We start from the raw sequence: 17,495 nt of genomic DNA on the forward strand, positions 1-17,495 counted from the left end.
AGGTTTGGGGAATCCCGAAACTTTGTCGCAAAATTGGGCAAGAATAACCTATGGCGCGTGTTAGCTATGGTGATGAAGTCGAAGCGCGGGTAAGGAAACTTTTAGAAAGATTTTTGGCTTATGCCAATGATGAGTTAGAAGACGGTGAACTTTATAAAATTGCTCTCAATTGGGAAACGCCGCAGCAAGTAATAGTGAGAACACAGCTAAGAGTGCTGGCGGAACTCGGCGGTTTAACTAAAGAAGAAGTCAGGGAAGCATTAAGACGACTCGAAGATTTTGTAGAAATTCTCGAAGATTTGCGCGAACACAAGCGAGGTTCGGAAGATTGGCACTTTCGGCTGAAACTTTGGTATGACAAAAGCGACAAAGACGGGAATTTGCAGAAATTTGATGCAGAATGGCAACGCCGACGAGACAAATTACCAGGCGTGCAGCGTGAGAAGGGTAAAAAAACTCAACCCGCGCCTACCCGTTACGAAAATCTTCCCTTCAGTGGCGTGGTGGAATTTGTCGGACGAGAAAGGGAATTGCAAAACCTCCATCGTTTGTTGCGGGATAATCAACAGGTAGCCATTGCGGCGATCGCGGGGATGGGTGGAGTTGGGAAAACAGAGTTAGCTTTGCAATATGCCAATTCTCACCGCGTTACTTATCAAGGTGGAATTTGCTGGTTGTCTGCATTACAGGATGTGGGAGTGCAACTGGTGGATTTTGCTCGTAATAAGCTGCTATTGAACATCCCAGATGATTTAGATTTAGTTGCGAGAGTGCAATACTGTCTCACAAAATGGCATGAGGGTGAGGTTTTACTGGTAATTGATAACGTCACTAATTATCGAGAAGAAGTTAGATGTTATTTGGAGTCTGTTCCTTCGCGGTTTAAGCAGTTAATTACCACGCGGGAAAAATTACAGCCGCCGATAGTGCGATTAAATTTAGATGTGCTGACACCACTAGCGGCGATGCAGTTATTAAAATCCATAGTTGGAAGGGAAAGACTGCGACGTGAGGCGTTAGTTGCGAGAAAGCTTTGTAAGTGGTTGGGATATTTGCCACTGGGTTTGGAATTAGTCGGGCGTTATTTGTTAGGGGATGAGGAATTATCCCTAGCGGATATGCTGCAAGACTTGGAAAAAGAGCGTTTGAAGAATCCGGCTTTAGATGAAGCTCAACCGGAAATGACTGCTAAGTTGGGTGTTGCTGCTGCGTTTGAGTTGAGTTGGCGACGGTTGCGAGAAAATGCTCAACGTTTAGGCTGTGTTTTGAGTTTATTTGCTTTAGCTCCGATTCCTTGGGAGTTGGTGGAGGGGATAACCATAAATAATGAAGCTCAAGATTGGAAAAAAGCCAGACGTGAGTTGTTGCAGTTACATCTAGTTCAGCATAAAGATGAGGGAATTTATCAACTGCATCCTCTGTTGCGGGAGTTTTTTCAAGATAAGCTTGAAGGTTTAGAGCAGAAAGATGAATTTAGGCGATCGTTTTGCGGTGTAATGGTAGGGGTTGCTAAAGATATTCCTGAATATCCTACGCTTGAGCAAATTAAAAATGTTGCTCCGAAAATACCCCATTTAAATGAAGTAGCAAATAATCTCATTCAATATGTAAGTGATGATGATTTAATTTCGCCTTTCATCGGCAATGCTCGATTTTACGATGGTCAAGGATTATATACTCAGGCTGAACCTTGGTATAAGCAGTGTCTAGAAACCACTAGAAAATGCTTAGGCGAAGAACATTCCTATGTCGCACTTAGCCTCAACAATCTCGGAGAATTCTACCGTTCCCAAGGCAGATACAGCGAAGCCGAACCTTTGTGCAACCAAGCTTTGGCACTGAGGCGCAAACTCCTGGGAGAAGAACATCCCGATGTCGCACAAAGCCTCAGTAACTTAGCATTACTCTACAAAACCCAAGGCAGATACAGCGAAGCCGAACCCTTGTACATCCAAGCTTTGGCACTGTGGCGCAAACTCCTGGGAGCAGAACATCCCTCTGTCGCCACTAGCCTCAGTAACTTAGCATTACTCTACAAAACCCAAGGCAGATACAGCGAAGCTGAACCCATTTTTATCTTAGCTTTGGCACTAAAGCGCAAGCTGCTGGGAGCAAAACATCCCAATGTTGCACTTAGCCTCAACCACCTAGCTGAACTCTACGACTCCCAAGGCAGATACAACGAAGCTGAACTCTTGTATCTTCAAGCTTTAGAACTCACTCGTAACCTTTTAGGAGAGGAACATCCAGACTTTGCACTTAGCCTCAACAATTTAGCAGCACTCTACTACTCTCAAAGCAGATACAACGAAGCTGAACTTCTTCATATTCAAGCTTTAGCACTCAGGCGTAAGTTATTTGGAGAAGATCATCCCAATATCTCACAAAGCCTTAACAACCTAGCGGCAGCCTACAACCGCCAAGAGAAATATAGTGAAGCTGAATCTCTATATATCCAAGCTTTGGCACTCACGCGCAGGCTGTTGGGAGAAGAACACCCAGATGTTGCCATTAACCTCAACAACCTCGCATCGCTCTACCATTCCCAAGGCAGATACAGCGAAGCCGAGCCTTTTTACATTCAAGCTTTAGATATTTTTGAGCAACGATTAGGGGTAAATCATCCTCATACTGTTACTTGTCGTAAAAATTTAGCATATTTGCGCGCCTCTTTGAAATCAAAAGAGTAATTTTGAGTCTCAGATCATAATTTTATCTCACGCAAAGGCGCAAAGTCGCAAAGGAAAGCGCAAGGGTGTTGTTTTAAATGAGAATGTTCTTGTTTTGAAGTCGGAGTTTCGTGTTCTGAACTCGGAGTTTCGTGTTCTGAAGTCGAAGTTTCGTGTTCTGAAGTCGAAGTTTCATGCTCTGAACTCGGAGTTTCGTGTTCCGAAGTCGAATGATGGTGTTCGGAAGGCGATCGCTCCTGTTCAAAGTGTAAAATTAGAGGCGATCGCTTAAAATGGAATCCACTCTAACTGATCTATCCATTCTTCAGCTTCCGTTGTTTCCCAAATTAGCAAAAGTTCTTGTGCTAACTGCCCTATTGGTATTCTAGGACGCACCCAACATAATCCCCAAATATGCCCACCTTCTGCCCAATGTTCTTCTAGGTGAGATGGCATACTAGTACGGTTATCTGTTATTAACAGTCGTTGAGATAATTCTAAATAATGCAACACATCGGGGTCTAAAGTTCCAAATGGTGGCGCATTACTTTCACCCACACGCACAATATCTATGGCTGGGTTAAGGCGAAGGATAGCTACTTTCAGACGTGGCGATAAATTTTCATCAAGTAAAAAACGCACCTTCACGAAGCACTTACCTTTTGATTTCGTCTATAAGTTTTTAAAGTTCTAAGGCGTTGTGCTAAGGGTGAAGGATTAACCAGAGATTCTTGGTAACGTTGTTCACGCCATTTTGCCAGCCGTGACAAATAAGTATCGATTTGAGAGCGATTGTGTAGGTAGTAAGTAATAGTCGCGTGGATTTGCTCTAAACTTAGAGAAGGCAAATTAGTAATAATCTCTTCCGGTGTATATCCTTCCAAGTAATATTCAAGGACATTATCAATACCAATACGGTGTCCTTTCAGGCGAATATCATCGGATGAGAGAAAGTCAAAATAATCTTCTAGTTGCATGAATTTTGAATCGTGATTTTATTAGTGCGATCGCTTTACTTAAATTGTAGAATGATTTGCATAGATGCGAAGTTGCTTGTTGTTAGCGATCGCCTTTGAGAATTGAGATATAAAGAGTGCATTCGGCTTTACCGTTGCAAAAAGATTGCTGGCTTTGAGAGAAATAATATTGGTTGAAGAACCGAAACCCCAAACTCCCTACACAATTTTAGAGAGCTACTTTTTTTACTCGATTTACTGAACAAGTGCTAAAATCCTCAGATGGACAGTTAGGATATCCCAATGCCAGTTGTAGCTAACGCAATCAAATTTGGTACAGATGGCTGGCGGGGCGTAATTGGTGAAGAGTTCACCTTTGAACGCCTTGCCTTGGTAGCGCCAGTAGCCGCGAAAGTCTTATATGATACTTATTATTCGACAGTCGGTAGCCGGACTATTATCGTCGGTTACGATCGCCGTTTTATGGCGGAAGACTTTGCTCGTGCTGTGGCTGATGCTGTCACCGCCGTCGGATTTGATGTTTTGCTGAGTGAATCATTCGCCCCAACACCAGCATTTAGCTGGGCTGCTAAAGAACTCAATGCTTTGGGAGCCTTGGTAATTACGGCTAGTCATAATCCTGGTGCATATTTAGGGTTAAAAGTCAAAGGATATTTTGGTGGTTCAGTACCGCCAGAATTTACCAAAGAGATAGAAGCACTGCTACCGCAGGGTGTACCAACAGCAGCTACTCCCGGTAAATTGGATAAGTTCGACCCTTGGCCTAGTTACACAACAGGCTTACAAGGCAAAGTAGATATTGCCAAAATTCGAGAAGCGATCGCCTCTGGGAAACTGACGGTGTTTGCAGATGTGATGCACGGTGCAGCAGCTGGCGGACTGGCAAGATTATTGGGTGATCAGGTTAAAGAAATCAATAGCAACCGTGACCCGTTATTTGGTGGTGGTGCGCCGGAACCATTACCGAAGTATCTTTCTCAGTTATTTGAAGTTATCAAAACTCACCGAGAAACTAATCAATCAGGTTTAACTGTTGGTTTAGTATTTGATGGAGATTGCGATCGCATTGCAGCAGTAGACCAAGAAGCTAACTTCTTAAGTTCGCAAATTTTAATCCCGATATTAATTGACCATTTAACTCTGCGACGCGGTTTTACAGGGGAAATCATTAAAACTGTCAGTGGTTCTGATTTAATTCCCCGTGTCGCCGCACTGCACAATCTGTCATTGTTTGAAACACCAGTCGGTTACAAATACATCGCCGACAGAATGTTAGTCTCACAGGTACTCTTGGGTGGGGAAGAATCCGGTGGGATTGGTTATGGTAGCCACATTCCCGAACGAGACGCGCTACTTTCGGCATTGTATGTCTTAGAAGCAATTGTCGAATCTGGGCGCGATTTGAGCGAATATTATTCTGACTTGCAACAACAAACAGGGTTTAATTCGGCTTACGATCGCATCGATTTACCCTTAGCTAGTATGGAAGTGCGAACGCGTCTTTTGCAACAACTCCAAACCCAACCCTTAACCGAAATTGCGGGAAAAGCAGTCATTGATTGTCAAACAATCGACGGTTATAAATTCCGCCTTGCTGACAAAAGTTGGTTAATGATTCGCTTTAGCGGAACCGAACCAGTCTTGCGCCTCTACTGCGAAGCCGCCACTATTGAGGAAGTACATAAAACCCTTGATTGGGCGAGACAGTGGGCAGAGTAATATCAGTGAACAGTTATCAGTTGTCAGTGATCACGTTTAATTGTTAACTGTTAACTGTTAACTGTTAACTGAAATATGACTAAATTACTCGTAGTAGCCACAAGCAATCCAGGTAAGTTAAAGGAAATGCAAGCTTACCTGATAGATTCTGGTTGGGAATTAACGCTGAAGCCAGAAGAATTAGAAGTCGAAGAAACAGGTGATACATTTGCGGCTAACGCTTGTTTAAAAGCATCCGAAGTTGCCAAAGCTACAGGGAAATGGGCAATCGCTGATGATTCTGGTTTGCAGGTAGATGCTTTGAATGGTGTACCGGGAGTATATTCGGCGCGTTATGGCAAAACCGATGCAGAGAGAATTTCGCGGTTATTAACAGAATTAGGTGATGAAAGTAACAGACAAGCACAATTTGTCTGTGTAGTAGCGATCGCTCGTCCAGATGGTGAGATAGCTGTACAATGCGAAGGTATTTGTCGTGGTGAAATTTTATATGCACCGCGTGGTGAGGGTGGTTTTGGGTATGATCCTGTATTTTATGTTCCCGAAAAACAGTTAACCTTTGCCCAAATGTCCCCAGAGGAGAAAAAATCAGTTAGTCATCGTGGTCAGGCGTTTGCAGCGTTAATCCCACAACTGAGTACAATACTGAGTGCTGAGTAAAGTTTCGACCTTCTATTTTTATCGACTTAGCAATTACCATTTACAAACTACTATGGCTATAGCGATCGCACTCAATACAGATTCGATTAACAAATTAGATTTGTCACCTGCTTTAGCAGTTATTGAACCGCTTTTGCAAGAGGGAATCGCTGCTTATGAACAGCAATTAAGCTTTGACATCAACTACTCTTTAGATCCTGGTGACCCCCGCGAACTTTCCGAAGTTCCAGAACTACGCCTGTGGTTTATTCGTTTAGATGCAAAATATCCTTGGATACCTTTTTTATTAGATTGGAAAGGCGGGGAATTAGCTCGTTATGCAGCTATGCTTGTACCACATCAATTCAGTACTAAAGAAGGCATTCAATATAATCCTGAAGCATTAGAAATATTTTTAATGCACAAAATATTCGTTTTGACTGACTGGTTAAAACAACAAGCAATTCCCAGTTCATCCAGGTTAAAATCGATGGCGCAAATACTGGGTTATGAATTAGATGATGGATTGTTTGAGATGTTTTAAATTAGAGTTTACAGGCGAATTTTGAGTCAGAATTCAGGAGTCAGAATCCAGGAGCCAGAATGTTAGAAAGTTTAATCACCCATACGCTCCTTACTTTTAAATTCTGAATTCTGACTTCTGTTTGCTGAATTCTTATAACTTCAATTCCCTGTTTTCCCTACCCAATAAAGATAAAATCTTTCACTATCTACCCAAGCTCTTTTAAAACTCTTAATAGGGACAATATTTAAATCATTTCTATTGGTATTCAGCTTTTGATTTAAAATCAATAAAATTTTGCTTTTAACTGCTTGGCTCTGAAGTAACGTGTAAATTTGTCTCAATATCTCAGGCTGCTCAACATCTTGACGACCTTGTTTAAATAAGGTGAAACTTCCCATTGTTTGCCGTTCAGGATAGTAAAACTTGCGATTTAGATACCCTGATAAAGCAGCCATATTTGCATCTCGGCTGGCTACAATAAATTCATCATTTAGCTGATTTTGTTGGATGTAATGAGCAGTTTCTCTACTGGCAGAAAATGGAATATTTAAATCCCTAGCAAAGCCATAAACACCTCCAAATAATTGAGCAACCAGAATTAAAGTAAAAATTACATAATGCCATTTTTGAGCTAAATTAAATAATCTTGGTGTTGGAGCTAATTTATTTTCCCACACTAGAGAATTTTGATAATAACTTTCTAGCCATAAGGCTGCTATAAAAACTAAATAAAAATGTCCAAAGTGACGATGATTTCCAGTAAATCGTAAATAAGTAAATGCCAGTAGGATAAAATTTCCTACTGTATACATAAAAAGCACAACTGGTTTTTTAGAAAATTTTATTAAGTATAAAGTAAATATCAAAATACTGATGATAGTACAGATAATCAAATCTAGCAATCTTTTTTTTGGGATAATCAACAAATAACTAGCAAACAATCTGTTGATACTCTTTAACAAATTGAATATATCTAAATTTATTGACCATCCATGACTCAATCCACCATGTAAATAACTATTGGCAGGGGGAGTAATAATATAAATTGATAAGATATAAAAAAATATAACAATTCCAAAACTTAAAATTAAATCGTAATTTCGGCTTTGTACAAAATAATTTTTTCTATGCTGACTATCAAAACAAAATTCAAATAGCAACGTCAATGATAAAGCAAATGACACAAGTAAACCATAAGCACTACTATTTGCCAATAAGCCTATGAAGATAGATAAATACAGATAAGTTGTTTTTCGGGATGGAAATACAGCACAAAAAGCAAAAATAAATAGGAGACTAAAAGCATAATTGCGGGAAATTAAAAAATATTCATAAAAAGGAAAATAACCAAAGATAAATAAGAGTTTTTGTTTATAGTTAAAGGGACTATATAAATAAAATATGAGAACCGCAGTAATTGTAATAGATAAGTGAAACAGTTGCATAATCAAGGGATTGTCGGCAATTATTCTCAAAAATGCAAGAGAAAAATACCACAATACTGGATGCCCTTCGTATTTAATATTGGCAATTAAAGCTGTGAAAGATTCGCTGTCTCTCACAATCAACCAAGGGTTGAGTTCATCGCGCCACATTGCATGATTGAGAATACCTATGAAACCTAGTATTGAAAAAATAATTACGCTCAACCAAGGATAAAGAGAAAATAGAGTTGAAATCCGATTAATTGCTTTTTTAGCTAACATTGGTTGGAAATTATTTTTTCAATTTAATAAATGGTTGTACCAATTCTATAAGACACTGTACTCTATAAATCCTGTAGAGACATTGTATACAACGCCTCTACAATCACTTGCTATTATTACAATACTACGTATGAGTTTGATGCAGTTATTTTTTCTAGCGGATGGAAATTTTGTTGAAGTAGTTGAGTGATTCTCTCAGCAGGTGCAGGAATACCGAAGTAATATCCTTGACCTTCTTGACAACCACATTTTTGTAAGTACTCTAGCTGTTCTTGCGTTTCTACGCCCTCTGCGGTGATGTTTAACTGGAGACTTTTGGCTAAGGCAATAATGGCATCGGTAATAGCTGCACTATCAGGGTTAGATATGACATCTTGTACAAAGGAACGATCAATTTTGATCATATTTACAGGGAAACGGTTCAAGTAGTTTAAGGAAGAATAGCCAGTCCCGAAGTCGTCTAAGGCTAAACATACGCCTAGTTCTCGTAATTGTTGGAGGGTTTTTACAGAACGTTCAATGTCACCCATTAAAGAGCTTTCGGTGACTTCTAATTCTAAGTAAGATGATGGCAACTCTGTTTCTTGTAAGACTTGTTTGATAACCTCTACTAAGTTTGGTTCTTCAAACTGTCTGGCTGAAAGGTTGACTGACATCCGAATTGGTTCGATTCCAGCTAATTGCCAAGCCCGATTTTGAGCGCAGGCGCTACGTAATACCCATTCTCCAATTGAGATAATCAAACCATTGTTTTCAGCAATGGGGATAAATTTGGCTGGAGAAATCAACCCGCGTGTGGGATGTTGCCAACGTACAAGTGCTTCTAGTGCGGTTACTTGTCTAGTGCGTAAATCAATTAAGGGTTGATAGTAAACTACAATTTCTCCATGTTCTAATGCTCCCCGCAGTTCATTTTCTAGTGTTAATCGCTCTTGTAATTGAGCGTTAATTTCTGGGGAATAGAAGCGATGTTGACTGCGTCCTTGCTGTTTTGCTTGGTACAGAGCGATGTGAGCCTGTTGTAATAATTGATCTACAGAATTACGATCGCCTACACTGTTAATGGTGATGCCAATGCTGGCAGTAATGTGAATTTGCTGCCCTTCGATTAGAAAAGGTTTGGATATTGTATTTAAAAGTAACTGCGAGAGTTTGATGACATTCTCAAAAGAAAGTATATCAGTGTGGGCGATCGCAAATTCATCTTGACTCAAATGGGCAAGCATATCTGTTTGACTTATACAATTAGTTAAACGTTGGGCAACTGCTCTTAAAAGCAAGTTCAATTTTTCATGCTCCAACCCATGACTGATACCCGTAAAATCGTCAATTCCCAGCACCAGTAAGCCTACAAGCTGCTGCTGATTGTAAGATTGTGATATGTTCTGATACAGGCGATCGCAGAATAAATCTCGGTTCGGTAATCCAGTTAAATTATCATAGTTAGTAATTTGATGAATTAACTCATCCAACTTGTGCAGAGTTTGGCTAGTATCTGCCATTAATGTACCTGCCTCATCTACATATTCTGTAGGCAGTTCTGGTAATTTTTTAGTATGAAAATAATCTTGTAGTGCCGCCGAAGTTAAAATAACTGGAGCCAGGAGATAGCGCAGTGCATATAATGTTGCGGCTGTACCTGCAAGTGTGGCTAATAAAGCAATTAACAATACTCTTAATGCTATTTCCCAAGAATAAGAGTTAGATGTAACAAACCAAAATAGTAAAGTGAGCAATGGTACATGAGTGCCTAAAAAAGCTACCAGCATTATTTTTGCTGTGTAGCTATTTTTCACCCAACGAAATTTAGCTAGATAGGAGTATAGGTAAAGTTGGTGATTCAGCTTCATAGACTTTGTTAGATGATAGATAGTTGGCAAATTAATTACTAGGATTTTTCTGGCAGAAAATTTCCGGGGATTTATTACCTTATTTTCCAGAAAAATGCAGTGATTTAAATTCCTCTATTCAGTTTATAAAATGCCATCTATAGTTTTTGTAAAGGTCATCTATAGCCTATTTCCGTACTAAAAATTGATTAGTAAAATTACTGTTTAATATATTAATTATTGGATAAATTTTTATTGTTGCTTTAATTGAGTTGGATAGAAGTCATATTTTTGAGGTTGAGCAAAAACTTCAGGTCTTATCCAGAGCATTTACTGGAATTATAAAATGATTGACAAGTCAAAATAATTCTACGCTTTATAAGATTCTAACTATCTAAAACTCAGGGTTTATATACGAGCGACAACATAAAAACAAAATTTTATCTATCTTGTAAAGGATAAAAATTACTTAATGGATTTAATAAATAGATGGAGCTAGTAATAATTTTAATGAATCTTATTTGAGATAACTTGTCTTGATTGATGTAATAAATTAATTTAAGATAAATTTAAATTTAGTATCATAATTATGTGCATATTTTAGCAATCAACGTAATTCTGATACTAGAATACTTAAGTATTAGCTGGCTGATAGCAAATAAATAGTGATTTTTTCTTAACCAAATCATTAATGATCAATTGTGTAGTCATCTGATTGGATGATAAAACATATTTACTTAAAATTTAAGCGAACAAAGTTAAAAAACAGCCTGTAACCAAGATACACAAGCTGTTTTTGAGAACTGTTTAGTTTTTATTTAATTGGTTGTTTTAGCTTATTTAAAAAGGCATCTATCTGAAGATAGGTTTATTAAATAACAATGTATGTTAGTAAAAAAGCCAACTATAATTTTTGGCGATTGAAAATCCAAGGCAAAAGTTTAGCAATATTTTTCGCATCATCAATCCCACGATGATGAGTTCCTTTTAATTCTATATTGACGAGTTTTAATGCTTCTGCCATACCGTATCGCTTAGATAACCCTTGGCTGTCACTAAACTGTTGTTTGAGATTAACGTGAGGATAAGCAATCGGAAAAGGAAGATTGTGAAACTTGCTATCTTGTTTAAACTGGTTGCGATCATAGTCTCCCCAGGAACCGAATACAGCATTGGGGTAATTAGATAACCATTTTTTCAGTATAGCGATCGCTTCGGGATATTCTGGTGCTTGTTCAACCTGTGTCTGAGTAATTGATGTCAGTGATTTACAAAATTCAGTCAGTGTAGGATAGCGAACTGGCTTGATAAAGGTTTGAAACTCATCGATAATTGTTAAAGTCTGCGCCTCAACCATCACGGCTCCAATTTCAATGATTTCCATCTCATGCCGTTTGATAGTTCCTTGATTACAACAAGTTGCTTCTAAATCAAGTACTAATAAGTAATCATACTGATTCAAGTTCATCATTGCACCGCAAACTTTGAGAGAATATAGCAATCGTAAATGATGTACAAATATCTCTGCCTTGTCTATCTTGTCTCCCTTGTCTCTTTTGTTCTCATCTTAAATAGGAATGCGAGACTTCTTGAGATCAATTTGGTATTACTACATATCTAACAGTATTTGGTCACATCTTCACCGCATTCATCTGCCAAATACATCAAACACTTAAAACGTAGACTAACTACTTGTTCATAAAACGGATTTAACTTGCACAAAGGTGGAATGTGAAACAGCGTCCGCCCTAAAATTGATACAGTTCTCTCAAATGGACAATGAGCAGGAATAAGTTTACACAAAATTCTGGCAAGTTGATCATTACGTATTTCTAAAACATCAAGCTGATGACGTAGCTGGGTTAAGAAGCCGCTCTTCTTTTGAAATTGATTGGATAAACCCATAGCTGAAATTTCCTTTAGTCCATTGTCACCCCTCTAAAGTTACAAGGATATTTTGAGAATAACATAGTATAATTACCAGATTATTTTGTGGATATTTAAAATTTAAGTATTAATCCCGTAAAATTGCTGAGGAAGTAATTCAGGAAGTGAGTTACATAGCAAAATAGTAGGAAACAGCCGCCCGTATATATACTGTAATTCATGCTAATTCTCAATAGCAAAAATGAGTAATATAGAACCATATTAGATTTTGAAAATACACCTATAGCAGTCCTATTTGATATGTGAAAACAACAGACAAGGAGGACAAGGGAGACAAAGGAGAGGGAATTACTTGCTAATTTTAAACTAAGTACTTAAAGTTGCTCAATTCTACTAACAAAATATTTTCAGCTTTGTATTGTTGATTAGCTTAGGTTCTAGCAGGACAACGCACTGGAATTCTGGTCATATTGTAAATCTTTTGAGCGATCGCAGATAATTGCTCATGACTTACACACCGCAGTTGCTGACAAATATAATTACTTGATGGTTTGATATTATTACCTCTAGCATCTAACTGTCTAACTAAGACGCGTGGACGAGAAGGTGTGTTGAGTTGAATTTCATCCGGTAAAAGATGTTGAATAAATTGAATATAATCTTGCAAAATCTCTGGTTTCCAAAGAGATAAAACCATCGTTTGTATAGCTAGATATCCCTTATATTCTTGGCGAAATTGCTCAATTCCTGTGAGGATATTTGGTAAATCTATTGTCGCCACAGGTTGGTTAACTCGTTGGAGTTGCTTTGAAGAAATAGCATCTAGTTTCACTGCTACAATATCTGCCCATTTCAAAGCACTGCGTACTGTATCATCGCCTAATAAAGTACTATTAGTTAAAACAATCACTGGTTTTTGGGCGACTGTTTTCACAGCAGTGAGAATTTCTGCTAAATTCAAGGCTAAAGTAGGTTCGCCACTTCCACTAAGAGTAACTACATTAATATCTTCCCAGTTTTTAATTGCTTGTAAGTCACTAAGTATTTGATTTGTAGGGACAAAAATCTGTCGCTGATGCGTATGTTTTTGAATATTTCCCAATTGACAGTATACACAGTTAAAGGAACAAGTTGATACCATCCCAATAGGATCAATACCTAGGGATTTTCCATATCGCCAAGATTTTACAGGGCCATATACAGCAGAAAAACTTTGATTTGATAGTGATTGCGTTGCGTCCATATTTTTCACTACCTACAGTTAGAGTATTCACTATAGGTTATCAGCTAATTCAATTGATTTATAACTATTAAGTTATGTCAATTAGACTGACTTGATTTATCTTTTTTACATTCCTTTAGCAAACTTTGAAATGCTCCATATATAGCAATGCAAAATTATTTAGCAATATCTCTTCCTTGCCATATTTGTATCTTAATGTGCATATATCAAATATAATAATTTCAGCATTTACCAATTACCCCCCATTACAAATGGCAATACTTCAAATAATTGAACCAGAAGTGAAAGATTTGGGTGGGTTTATTGCCCGCCGTAGTTTGCCATATCCTCAACGTCAAATGGTCGGGCCGTTTATTTTTTTTGATCATCTTGGCCCCTCTGTTTTGCCTACTAACAAAGGTATTGATGTCCGGCCACATCCTCATATTAATTTGGCAACGCTGACTTATTTATTTGATGGTGCAATTATGCACCGTGATAGTTTAGGTGTGGTACAAGAAATTCAACCAGGTGCAGTTAACTGGATGACGGCGGGGAAGGGAATTGTGCATTCAGAGCGATCGCCTGACTTTGACCGCTTCAATGAAGTTACAATTCATGGTATTCAAACTTGGATTGCTTTACCTGTTGAGTACGAAGAAATTGACCCTTGGTTTGTTCACTATACTGCTGAAACTCTCCCCAGTTGGTCAGAAAATGGCGCTGTCATCAAACTAATTGCGGGAGAAGCTTCTGGTTATACCTCACCTGTAAAGGTGTTTTCTCCTATCCTCTATTTAGATGTAGTACTTTCTGTTAATGCTAACTTTACTGTCCCGACTGGTTATTCTGAAAGAGCAGTATACAGCGTGACTGAAGGGCTGAGTATTAATGATGAACCACTAGAACCATATCGTCTTGCTATTCTAGAGCCTGATAGTAAAGTAAAAGTTTCTGCTAATACTGCGGCTCGATGTATTGTGATTGGTGGTGAGCCGTTGGGTAAACGTTACAAATGGTGGAATTTTGTTTCTAGCCGACCAGAACGCATAGAACAAGCAAAAGCAGATTGGCGTGATAAGCATTTTGCCAATGTGCCGAATGAAACAGAGTTTATTCCTCTACCAGAAGTTGTAACAGAGGCTAATCCTTTGTAGATTCTCAAGAAAAATAGGGGTGTAAGGGACTTCCAAATAAAAAAACATACAATTTTTCTTGTGGGGTGGACATCTTGTCCGCCCCTAGCCAAGGGCGGGCTAGAAGCCCACCCCACAAGATTGGATAATTTATTTCTTGGAAATCCCTAAGGGGTATTGGTGTGTACTTCGACTTCGCTCAGTAACCAGGATGTAGGTGTTCAAAACCCTTACACCCCATACCTCTAAGGTGAATTCAAAATTCAAAAGTAAGGGGATGTTAATTTTGACTTTTAACTTTTAACTTTTGACTTGATTTCACCCTTACACCCATTTTTAACCTTGGTGCGTAAGTCCTATCAACCTAAATCAAATAGGAGAATTTCTGCACTCAGGTTGGTGCTGATTTCAAGTTTTTCTTCGCCACTGATTTGTACACCATCGCCGGCTCTGAGTTCTTCGCCGTTCAGTGTGGCTATACCTTGAGCTATTTGCAACCAAGCATAGCGATCGCGTTTCAGATGATAATTCACCACATCACCACTTTCTAAAACAGAGGTGTATAAATCTACATCTTGATGAATTGTCACCGCGCCGTCACGTCCGTCTTTGGCGGCGATTAGGCGTAATTGACCGCGTTTTTCTTCTACAGGAAATGCTTTTTGTTCATATCTGGGAGCCAAGCCTTGCTCATCTGGTAGAATCCAAATTTGCAGTAGGTGGAGTGGTTCTGTGGGTGAGGGGTTAAACTCGCTGTGCATAATTCCTGTACCCGCACTCATAATTTGAGCATCACCAGGACGAATGACTGAGCCTGTACCTAAACTATCTTTATGCTCCACAGCGCCAGATAGAACATAAGTGAGGATTTCCATATCTCGATGTCCGTGGGTAGGAAAACCCGCACCAGGCGCAATGCGATCGTCGTTAATCACGCGCAGAGAACGGAATCCCATCCGATTGGGATCGTAAAAATGGCTGAAGGAAAATGTATGGAAGCTATCTAGCCAGCCAATTTGGCTACGACCGCGATTATTTCGATCATGAATTAGATAGTTAATTGTATTTTGAGACATAAATCCACCTCAGTTGATTTAGTTTTGGGAATCTAAATAATTAATATTCTTGTGTGCAGAAATATGCAAATTAATGCAGTTAAGCAATTACCAAATTGACGCGTTAGATTTTAACTGCTAATTAATCATTAATCTCAGAGAGAATTTTGATTTATCTAGCTGCCTTTCGACTTATTTAAATATTAGAATATCTACCTATAAAATGAAAAGTACGCACTAAAAAGTGGCGTACTTACCAAAAGGATACTATGAAATTTGCCAGGATTTATCTGACTGTCGCTGGTGTTTTAACAGCAGCAGCAGAACCATTCTCTGCTTTGATTGCTGCTACTTGTAGATGAGCTTCTAAGAACCACAGTCGTTTGTCAATGGTGCGAGAAATTTCGGTGTAAAGGTCGGCGGTATCTGCATCACCTAAGTCGTCGGTTTTAGCGATCGCTTCTCGGATATGTTTAGCGTAAGATGCAAAACGGTCGGCTAATGCTGTTACATGGTCTTTACCATCCAAAATATCTAGGGGATATTCTGGCAGGATGGAGTTACTAGCCGCTAGTCTCGCTGTTCCGAAAGCGTAGCCACCTAAAGCGGTGACACGTTCAGCCACCATATCAACGTATTCTTCTAATTCGCCAGCAATCTCATCAAACAATTCATGCAACTGATAAAAGTCTGTACCTTTGACGTTCCAGTGTGCTTGCTTTGTCTGGGTTTTCAAATCTAAGGTAGCTGCCAATGTTTGATTAAGAATGGCTACGATTTGAGAACGTGCTTCGGCAGGAATATCAATACGAGAGGGATAAAGTCGGGATGTCTGCTTATTGTCGCTCATGGTTCCACGTTTTTTGATCGACACATTGAGTCTACAAATAGTGATGGAGTTTGGGGAACTTCCGAAAGACAGATGGTTTTTCCGCACGAATGATTTATTATCTTGATTATTCTTGGGAATACTCAGTTATTAGTGCTGAGTCAGCGTATTTATTCCTAACTCAGCACTCAGTACTTTTTTATAGGCGGTGCTTGTCGATCGCATTGAATGTACCACCAAACAAGCGATCGCGGATAATCTGCAAGAAGTCATGGGGAAAACCAAGTTCAATTTGACTCACTTCGTTGAGGCGTTGCAGATGTTCCGGCGATAAGGTGATATCTAAACAAGCCAAGTTATCTTGAAATTGGCTGAGTTTGCGTGCGCCAACAATGGGAATAATTACACCACTTTGGGCGCGTAACCAAGCTAATGCAACTTGCGAAGGTGAAGCGCCAATTTCCGCAGCAACTTGACTCACTACTTGGGCGATCGCTATACTGCGTTCTGATACAGTACCCATTGCTGGGTTTGACAATCTACCTTGTTCTTCTCCTGGTTGCAGAGGCTTATTATACTTACCTGTCAGCACACCACCAGCTAAGGGCGACCAAGGTGTAACGGCTAAATCAAAGGCTTTAGCCATTGGTAGCAAATCTCGCTCTGGTGTTCGTTGAATTAAATTATACTCAATCTGTAAAGCGACAAACTGTGTCCAGCCTTGATATTGAGCGATAGTATTAGCTTGAGCCACAATCCAAGCTGGTGCATCGGAAATACCAATGTAAAGAACTTTACCTTGCCTAACCACATCATCAAGCGATCGCATCACCTCCTCAATCGGAGTGGTAAAATCCCAAGCATGTAACCAAAATAAATCAATATAGTCTGTATTCAGTCTTTTGAGGCTACCTTCTAAAGATTGCACCAAATTCTTGCGATGGTTGCCACTACCATTGGGATTACCTGTATTTTCTCCTATCCGCGTCGGAAAAGAATATTTAGTTGCAACTACAAAACGTTCTCTGTCTTGAGCAATTAATTCACCAACGATTTTTTCACTACTACCATTGGTGTAACCATTAGCAGTATCAATAAAATTCCCACCTGCTGCTGTAAAAGTCTCAAAAATTCTCCGACTTTCATCAACAGAAGCACCCCAACCCCAGTCTTCACCAAAAGTCATCGTTCCCAAGCAGAGTTCCGAAACTCTCAACCCACTTTTGCCTAAGAGTTTGTATCTCATATCACTCGCAATTGGTAGTTTTTAATTACCTTAGCAGTGAAAAATTACCAGTAAC

16 protein-coding genes are annotated in these 17,495 nt (G+C 39.2%); 6 read left to right on the forward strand and 10 right to left on the reverse strand.

Annotated elements, in window-relative coordinates; translation table 11 throughout:
• Positions 1-50: 50 nt before the first annotated feature.
• Both fxsT and H6G75_RS18990 read left to right on the forward strand, forming a co-directional pair.
• Complete coding sequence (gene fxsT / locus H6G75_RS18985) at positions 51-2,690, forward strand: FxSxx-COOH system tetratricopeptide repeat protein (protein ID WP_199337934.1); 2,640 nt, start codon at positions 51-53, stop codon at positions 2,688-2,690.
• Between the two features lie 94 nt (positions 2,691-2,784).
• Positions 2,785-2,961 carry a hypothetical protein gene (locus H6G75_RS18990; protein WP_190981562.1) on the forward strand — a complete coding sequence of 59 codons (177 nt, stop codon included), beginning with the start codon at positions 2,785-2,787 and terminating at the stop codon, positions 2,959-2,961.
• Here the strand turns inward: H6G75_RS18990 and H6G75_RS18995 are convergent.
• Both H6G75_RS18995 and H6G75_RS19000 read right to left on the reverse strand, forming a co-directional pair.
• Positions 2,958-3,317, reverse strand: a complete 360-nt coding sequence (locus H6G75_RS18995; protein ID WP_190981563.1) for a DUF5615 family PIN-like protein — start codon at positions 3,315-3,317, stop codon at positions 2,958-2,960. The genes H6G75_RS18990 and H6G75_RS18995 overlap by 4 nt on opposite strands.
• Positions 3,314-3,646, reverse strand: a complete 333-nt coding sequence (locus tag H6G75_RS19000) for a DUF433 domain-containing protein (protein ID WP_190981564.1) — start codon at positions 3,644-3,646, stop codon at positions 3,314-3,316. Before H6G75_RS19000 ends, H6G75_RS18995 begins: the two co-directional genes overlap by 4 nt.
• A 282-nt stretch (positions 3,647-3,928) precedes the next feature.
• On the opposite strand from H6G75_RS19000, the gene H6G75_RS19005 reads away from it, so the two are divergent.
• The 3 genes from H6G75_RS19005 to H6G75_RS19015 all read left to right on the forward strand — a co-directional run bounded on the left by H6G75_RS19005 (position 3,929) and on the right by H6G75_RS19015 (position 6,548).
• Positions 3,929-5,365 carry a phosphoglucomutase/phosphomannomutase family protein gene (locus tag H6G75_RS19005; RefSeq protein ID WP_190981565.1) on the forward strand — a complete coding sequence of 479 codons (1,437 nt, stop codon included), beginning with the start codon at positions 3,929-3,931 and terminating at the stop codon, positions 5,363-5,365.
• 75 nt (positions 5,366-5,440) lie between these two features.
• Positions 5,441-6,025 (forward strand): RdgB/HAM1 family non-canonical purine NTP pyrophosphatase, encoded by a 585-nt coding sequence (gene rdgB / locus H6G75_RS19010; protein WP_190981566.1) that lies wholly within the window; start codon positions 5,441-5,443, stop codon positions 6,023-6,025.
• Between the two features lie 52 nt (positions 6,026-6,077).
• Positions 6,078-6,548, forward strand: a complete 471-nt coding sequence (locus H6G75_RS19015; RefSeq protein WP_190981567.1) for a CRR6 family NdhI maturation factor — start codon at positions 6,078-6,080, stop codon at positions 6,546-6,548.
• 140 nt (positions 6,549-6,688) lie between these two features.
• On the opposite strand, the gene H6G75_RS19020 is transcribed toward H6G75_RS19015, so the two are convergent.
• The 5 genes from H6G75_RS19020 to H6G75_RS19040 form a co-directional block, all read right to left on the reverse strand.
• Positions 6,689-8,236 (reverse strand): hypothetical protein, encoded by a 1,548-nt coding sequence (locus H6G75_RS19020; protein WP_190981568.1) that lies wholly within the window; start codon positions 8,234-8,236, stop codon positions 6,689-6,691.
• A gap of 116 nt (positions 8,237-8,352) precedes the next feature.
• Entirely contained in the window at positions 8,353-10,086 is a 1,734-nt protein-coding gene (locus H6G75_RS19025; protein WP_190981569.1) for a bifunctional diguanylate cyclase/phosphodiesterase, read from the reverse strand.
• A gap of 883 nt (positions 10,087-10,969) precedes the next feature.
• Positions 10,970-11,536 carry a 3'-5' exonuclease gene (locus H6G75_RS19030; protein WP_190981570.1) on the reverse strand — a complete coding sequence of 189 codons (567 nt, stop codon included), beginning with the start codon at positions 11,534-11,536 and terminating at the stop codon, positions 10,970-10,972.
• Positions 11,537-11,682: 146 nt separating this feature from the next.
• On the reverse strand, positions 11,683-11,970 hold the full coding sequence (locus H6G75_RS19035) for a Mo-dependent nitrogenase C-terminal domain-containing protein (protein ID WP_190981571.1): 288 nt from the start codon (positions 11,968-11,970) through the stop codon (positions 11,683-11,685).
• Positions 11,971-12,382: 412 nt separating this feature from the next.
• Positions 12,383-13,195, reverse strand: a complete 813-nt coding sequence (locus H6G75_RS19040; RefSeq protein WP_190981572.1) for a radical SAM protein — start codon at positions 13,193-13,195, stop codon at positions 12,383-12,385.
• Between the two features lie 251 nt (positions 13,196-13,446).
• Here H6G75_RS19040 and H6G75_RS19045 point away from each other — a divergent pair, with 251 nt between their 5' ends.
• The gene (locus H6G75_RS19045) at positions 13,447-14,331 is read left to right on the forward strand and encodes a pirin family protein (protein WP_190981573.1); all 885 of its coding nucleotides are present in this window, start codon (positions 13,447-13,449) and stop codon (positions 14,329-14,331) included.
• A 338-nt stretch (positions 14,332-14,669) separates the two neighbouring features.
• Here the strand turns inward: H6G75_RS19045 and H6G75_RS19050 are convergent, their stop codons facing one another.
• The 3 genes from H6G75_RS19050 to H6G75_RS19060 all read right to left on the reverse strand — a co-directional run bounded on the left by H6G75_RS19050 (position 14,670) and on the right by H6G75_RS19060 (position 17,440).
• On the reverse strand, positions 14,670-15,386 hold the full coding sequence (locus H6G75_RS19050) for a pirin family protein (RefSeq protein ID WP_190981574.1): 717 nt from the start codon (positions 15,384-15,386) through the stop codon (positions 14,670-14,672).
• Positions 15,387-15,651: 265 nt separating this feature from the next.
• Positions 15,652-16,215: a DNA starvation/stationary phase protection protein Dps gene (gene dps / locus H6G75_RS19055; RefSeq protein WP_190981575.1), complete on the reverse strand. Its 564-nt coding sequence runs from the start codon at positions 16,213-16,215 to the stop codon at positions 15,652-15,654.
• Between the two features lie 178 nt (positions 16,216-16,393).
• On the reverse strand, positions 16,394-17,440 hold the full coding sequence (locus H6G75_RS19060; protein ID WP_190981576.1) for an aldo/keto reductase: 1,047 nt from the start codon (positions 17,438-17,440) through the stop codon (positions 16,394-16,396).
• Positions 17,441-17,495 lie beyond the last annotated feature (55 nt).

The sequence above is a fragment of the Nostoc sp. FACHB-280 genome (assembly GCF_014697615.1).
GTDB lineage: Bacteria > Cyanobacteriota > Cyanobacteriia > Cyanobacteriales > Nostocaceae > Nostoc_B.

Bases quoted from the DNA above. Each gene is read 5' to 3' on its own strand.
- rdgB (WP_190981566.1), top strand. From the start codon at position 5,441: ATGACTAAATTACTCGTAGTAGCCACAAGCAATCCAGGTAAGTTAAAG.
- H6G75_RS19030 (WP_190981570.1), bottom strand. From the start codon at position 11,536: ATGATGAACTTGAATCAGTATGATTACTTATTAGTACTTGATTTAGAA.
- H6G75_RS19025 (WP_190981569.1), bottom strand. From the start codon at position 10,086: ATGAAGCTGAATCACCAACTTTACCTATACTCCTATCTAGCTAAATTT.
- H6G75_RS19060 (WP_190981576.1), bottom strand. From the start codon at position 17,440: ATGAGATACAAACTCTTAGGCAAAAGTGGGTTGAGAGTTTCGGAACTC.
- H6G75_RS19005 (WP_190981565.1), top strand. From the start codon at position 3,929: ATGCCAGTTGTAGCTAACGCAATCAAATTTGGTACAGATGGCTGGCGG.
- H6G75_RS19000 (WP_190981564.1), bottom strand. From the start codon at position 3,646: ATGCAACTAGAAGATTATTTTGACTTTCTCTCATCCGATGATATTCGC.
- H6G75_RS19020 (WP_190981568.1), bottom strand. From the start codon at position 8,236: ATGTTAGCTAAAAAAGCAATTAATCGGATTTCAACTCTATTTTCTCTT.
- H6G75_RS19040 (WP_190981572.1), bottom strand. From the start codon at position 13,195: ATGGACGCAACGCAATCACTATCAAATCAAAGTTTTTCTGCTGTATAT.
- dps (WP_190981575.1), bottom strand. From the start codon at position 16,215: ATGAGCGACAATAAGCAGACATCCCGACTTTATCCCTCTCGTATTGAT.
- H6G75_RS19045 (WP_190981573.1), top strand. From the start codon at position 13,447: ATGGCAATACTTCAAATAATTGAACCAGAAGTGAAAGATTTGGGTGGG.
- H6G75_RS19035 (WP_190981571.1), bottom strand. From the start codon at position 11,970: ATGGGTTTATCCAATCAATTTCAAAAGAAGAGCGGCTTCTTAACCCAG.
- H6G75_RS19050 (WP_190981574.1), bottom strand. From the start codon at position 15,386: ATGTCTCAAAATACAATTAACTATCTAATTCATGATCGAAATAATCGC.
- fxsT (WP_199337934.1), top strand. From the start codon at position 51: ATGGCGCGTGTTAGCTATGGTGATGAAGTCGAAGCGCGGGTAAGGAAA.
- H6G75_RS19015 (WP_190981567.1), top strand. From the start codon at position 6,078: ATGGCTATAGCGATCGCACTCAATACAGATTCGATTAACAAATTAGAT.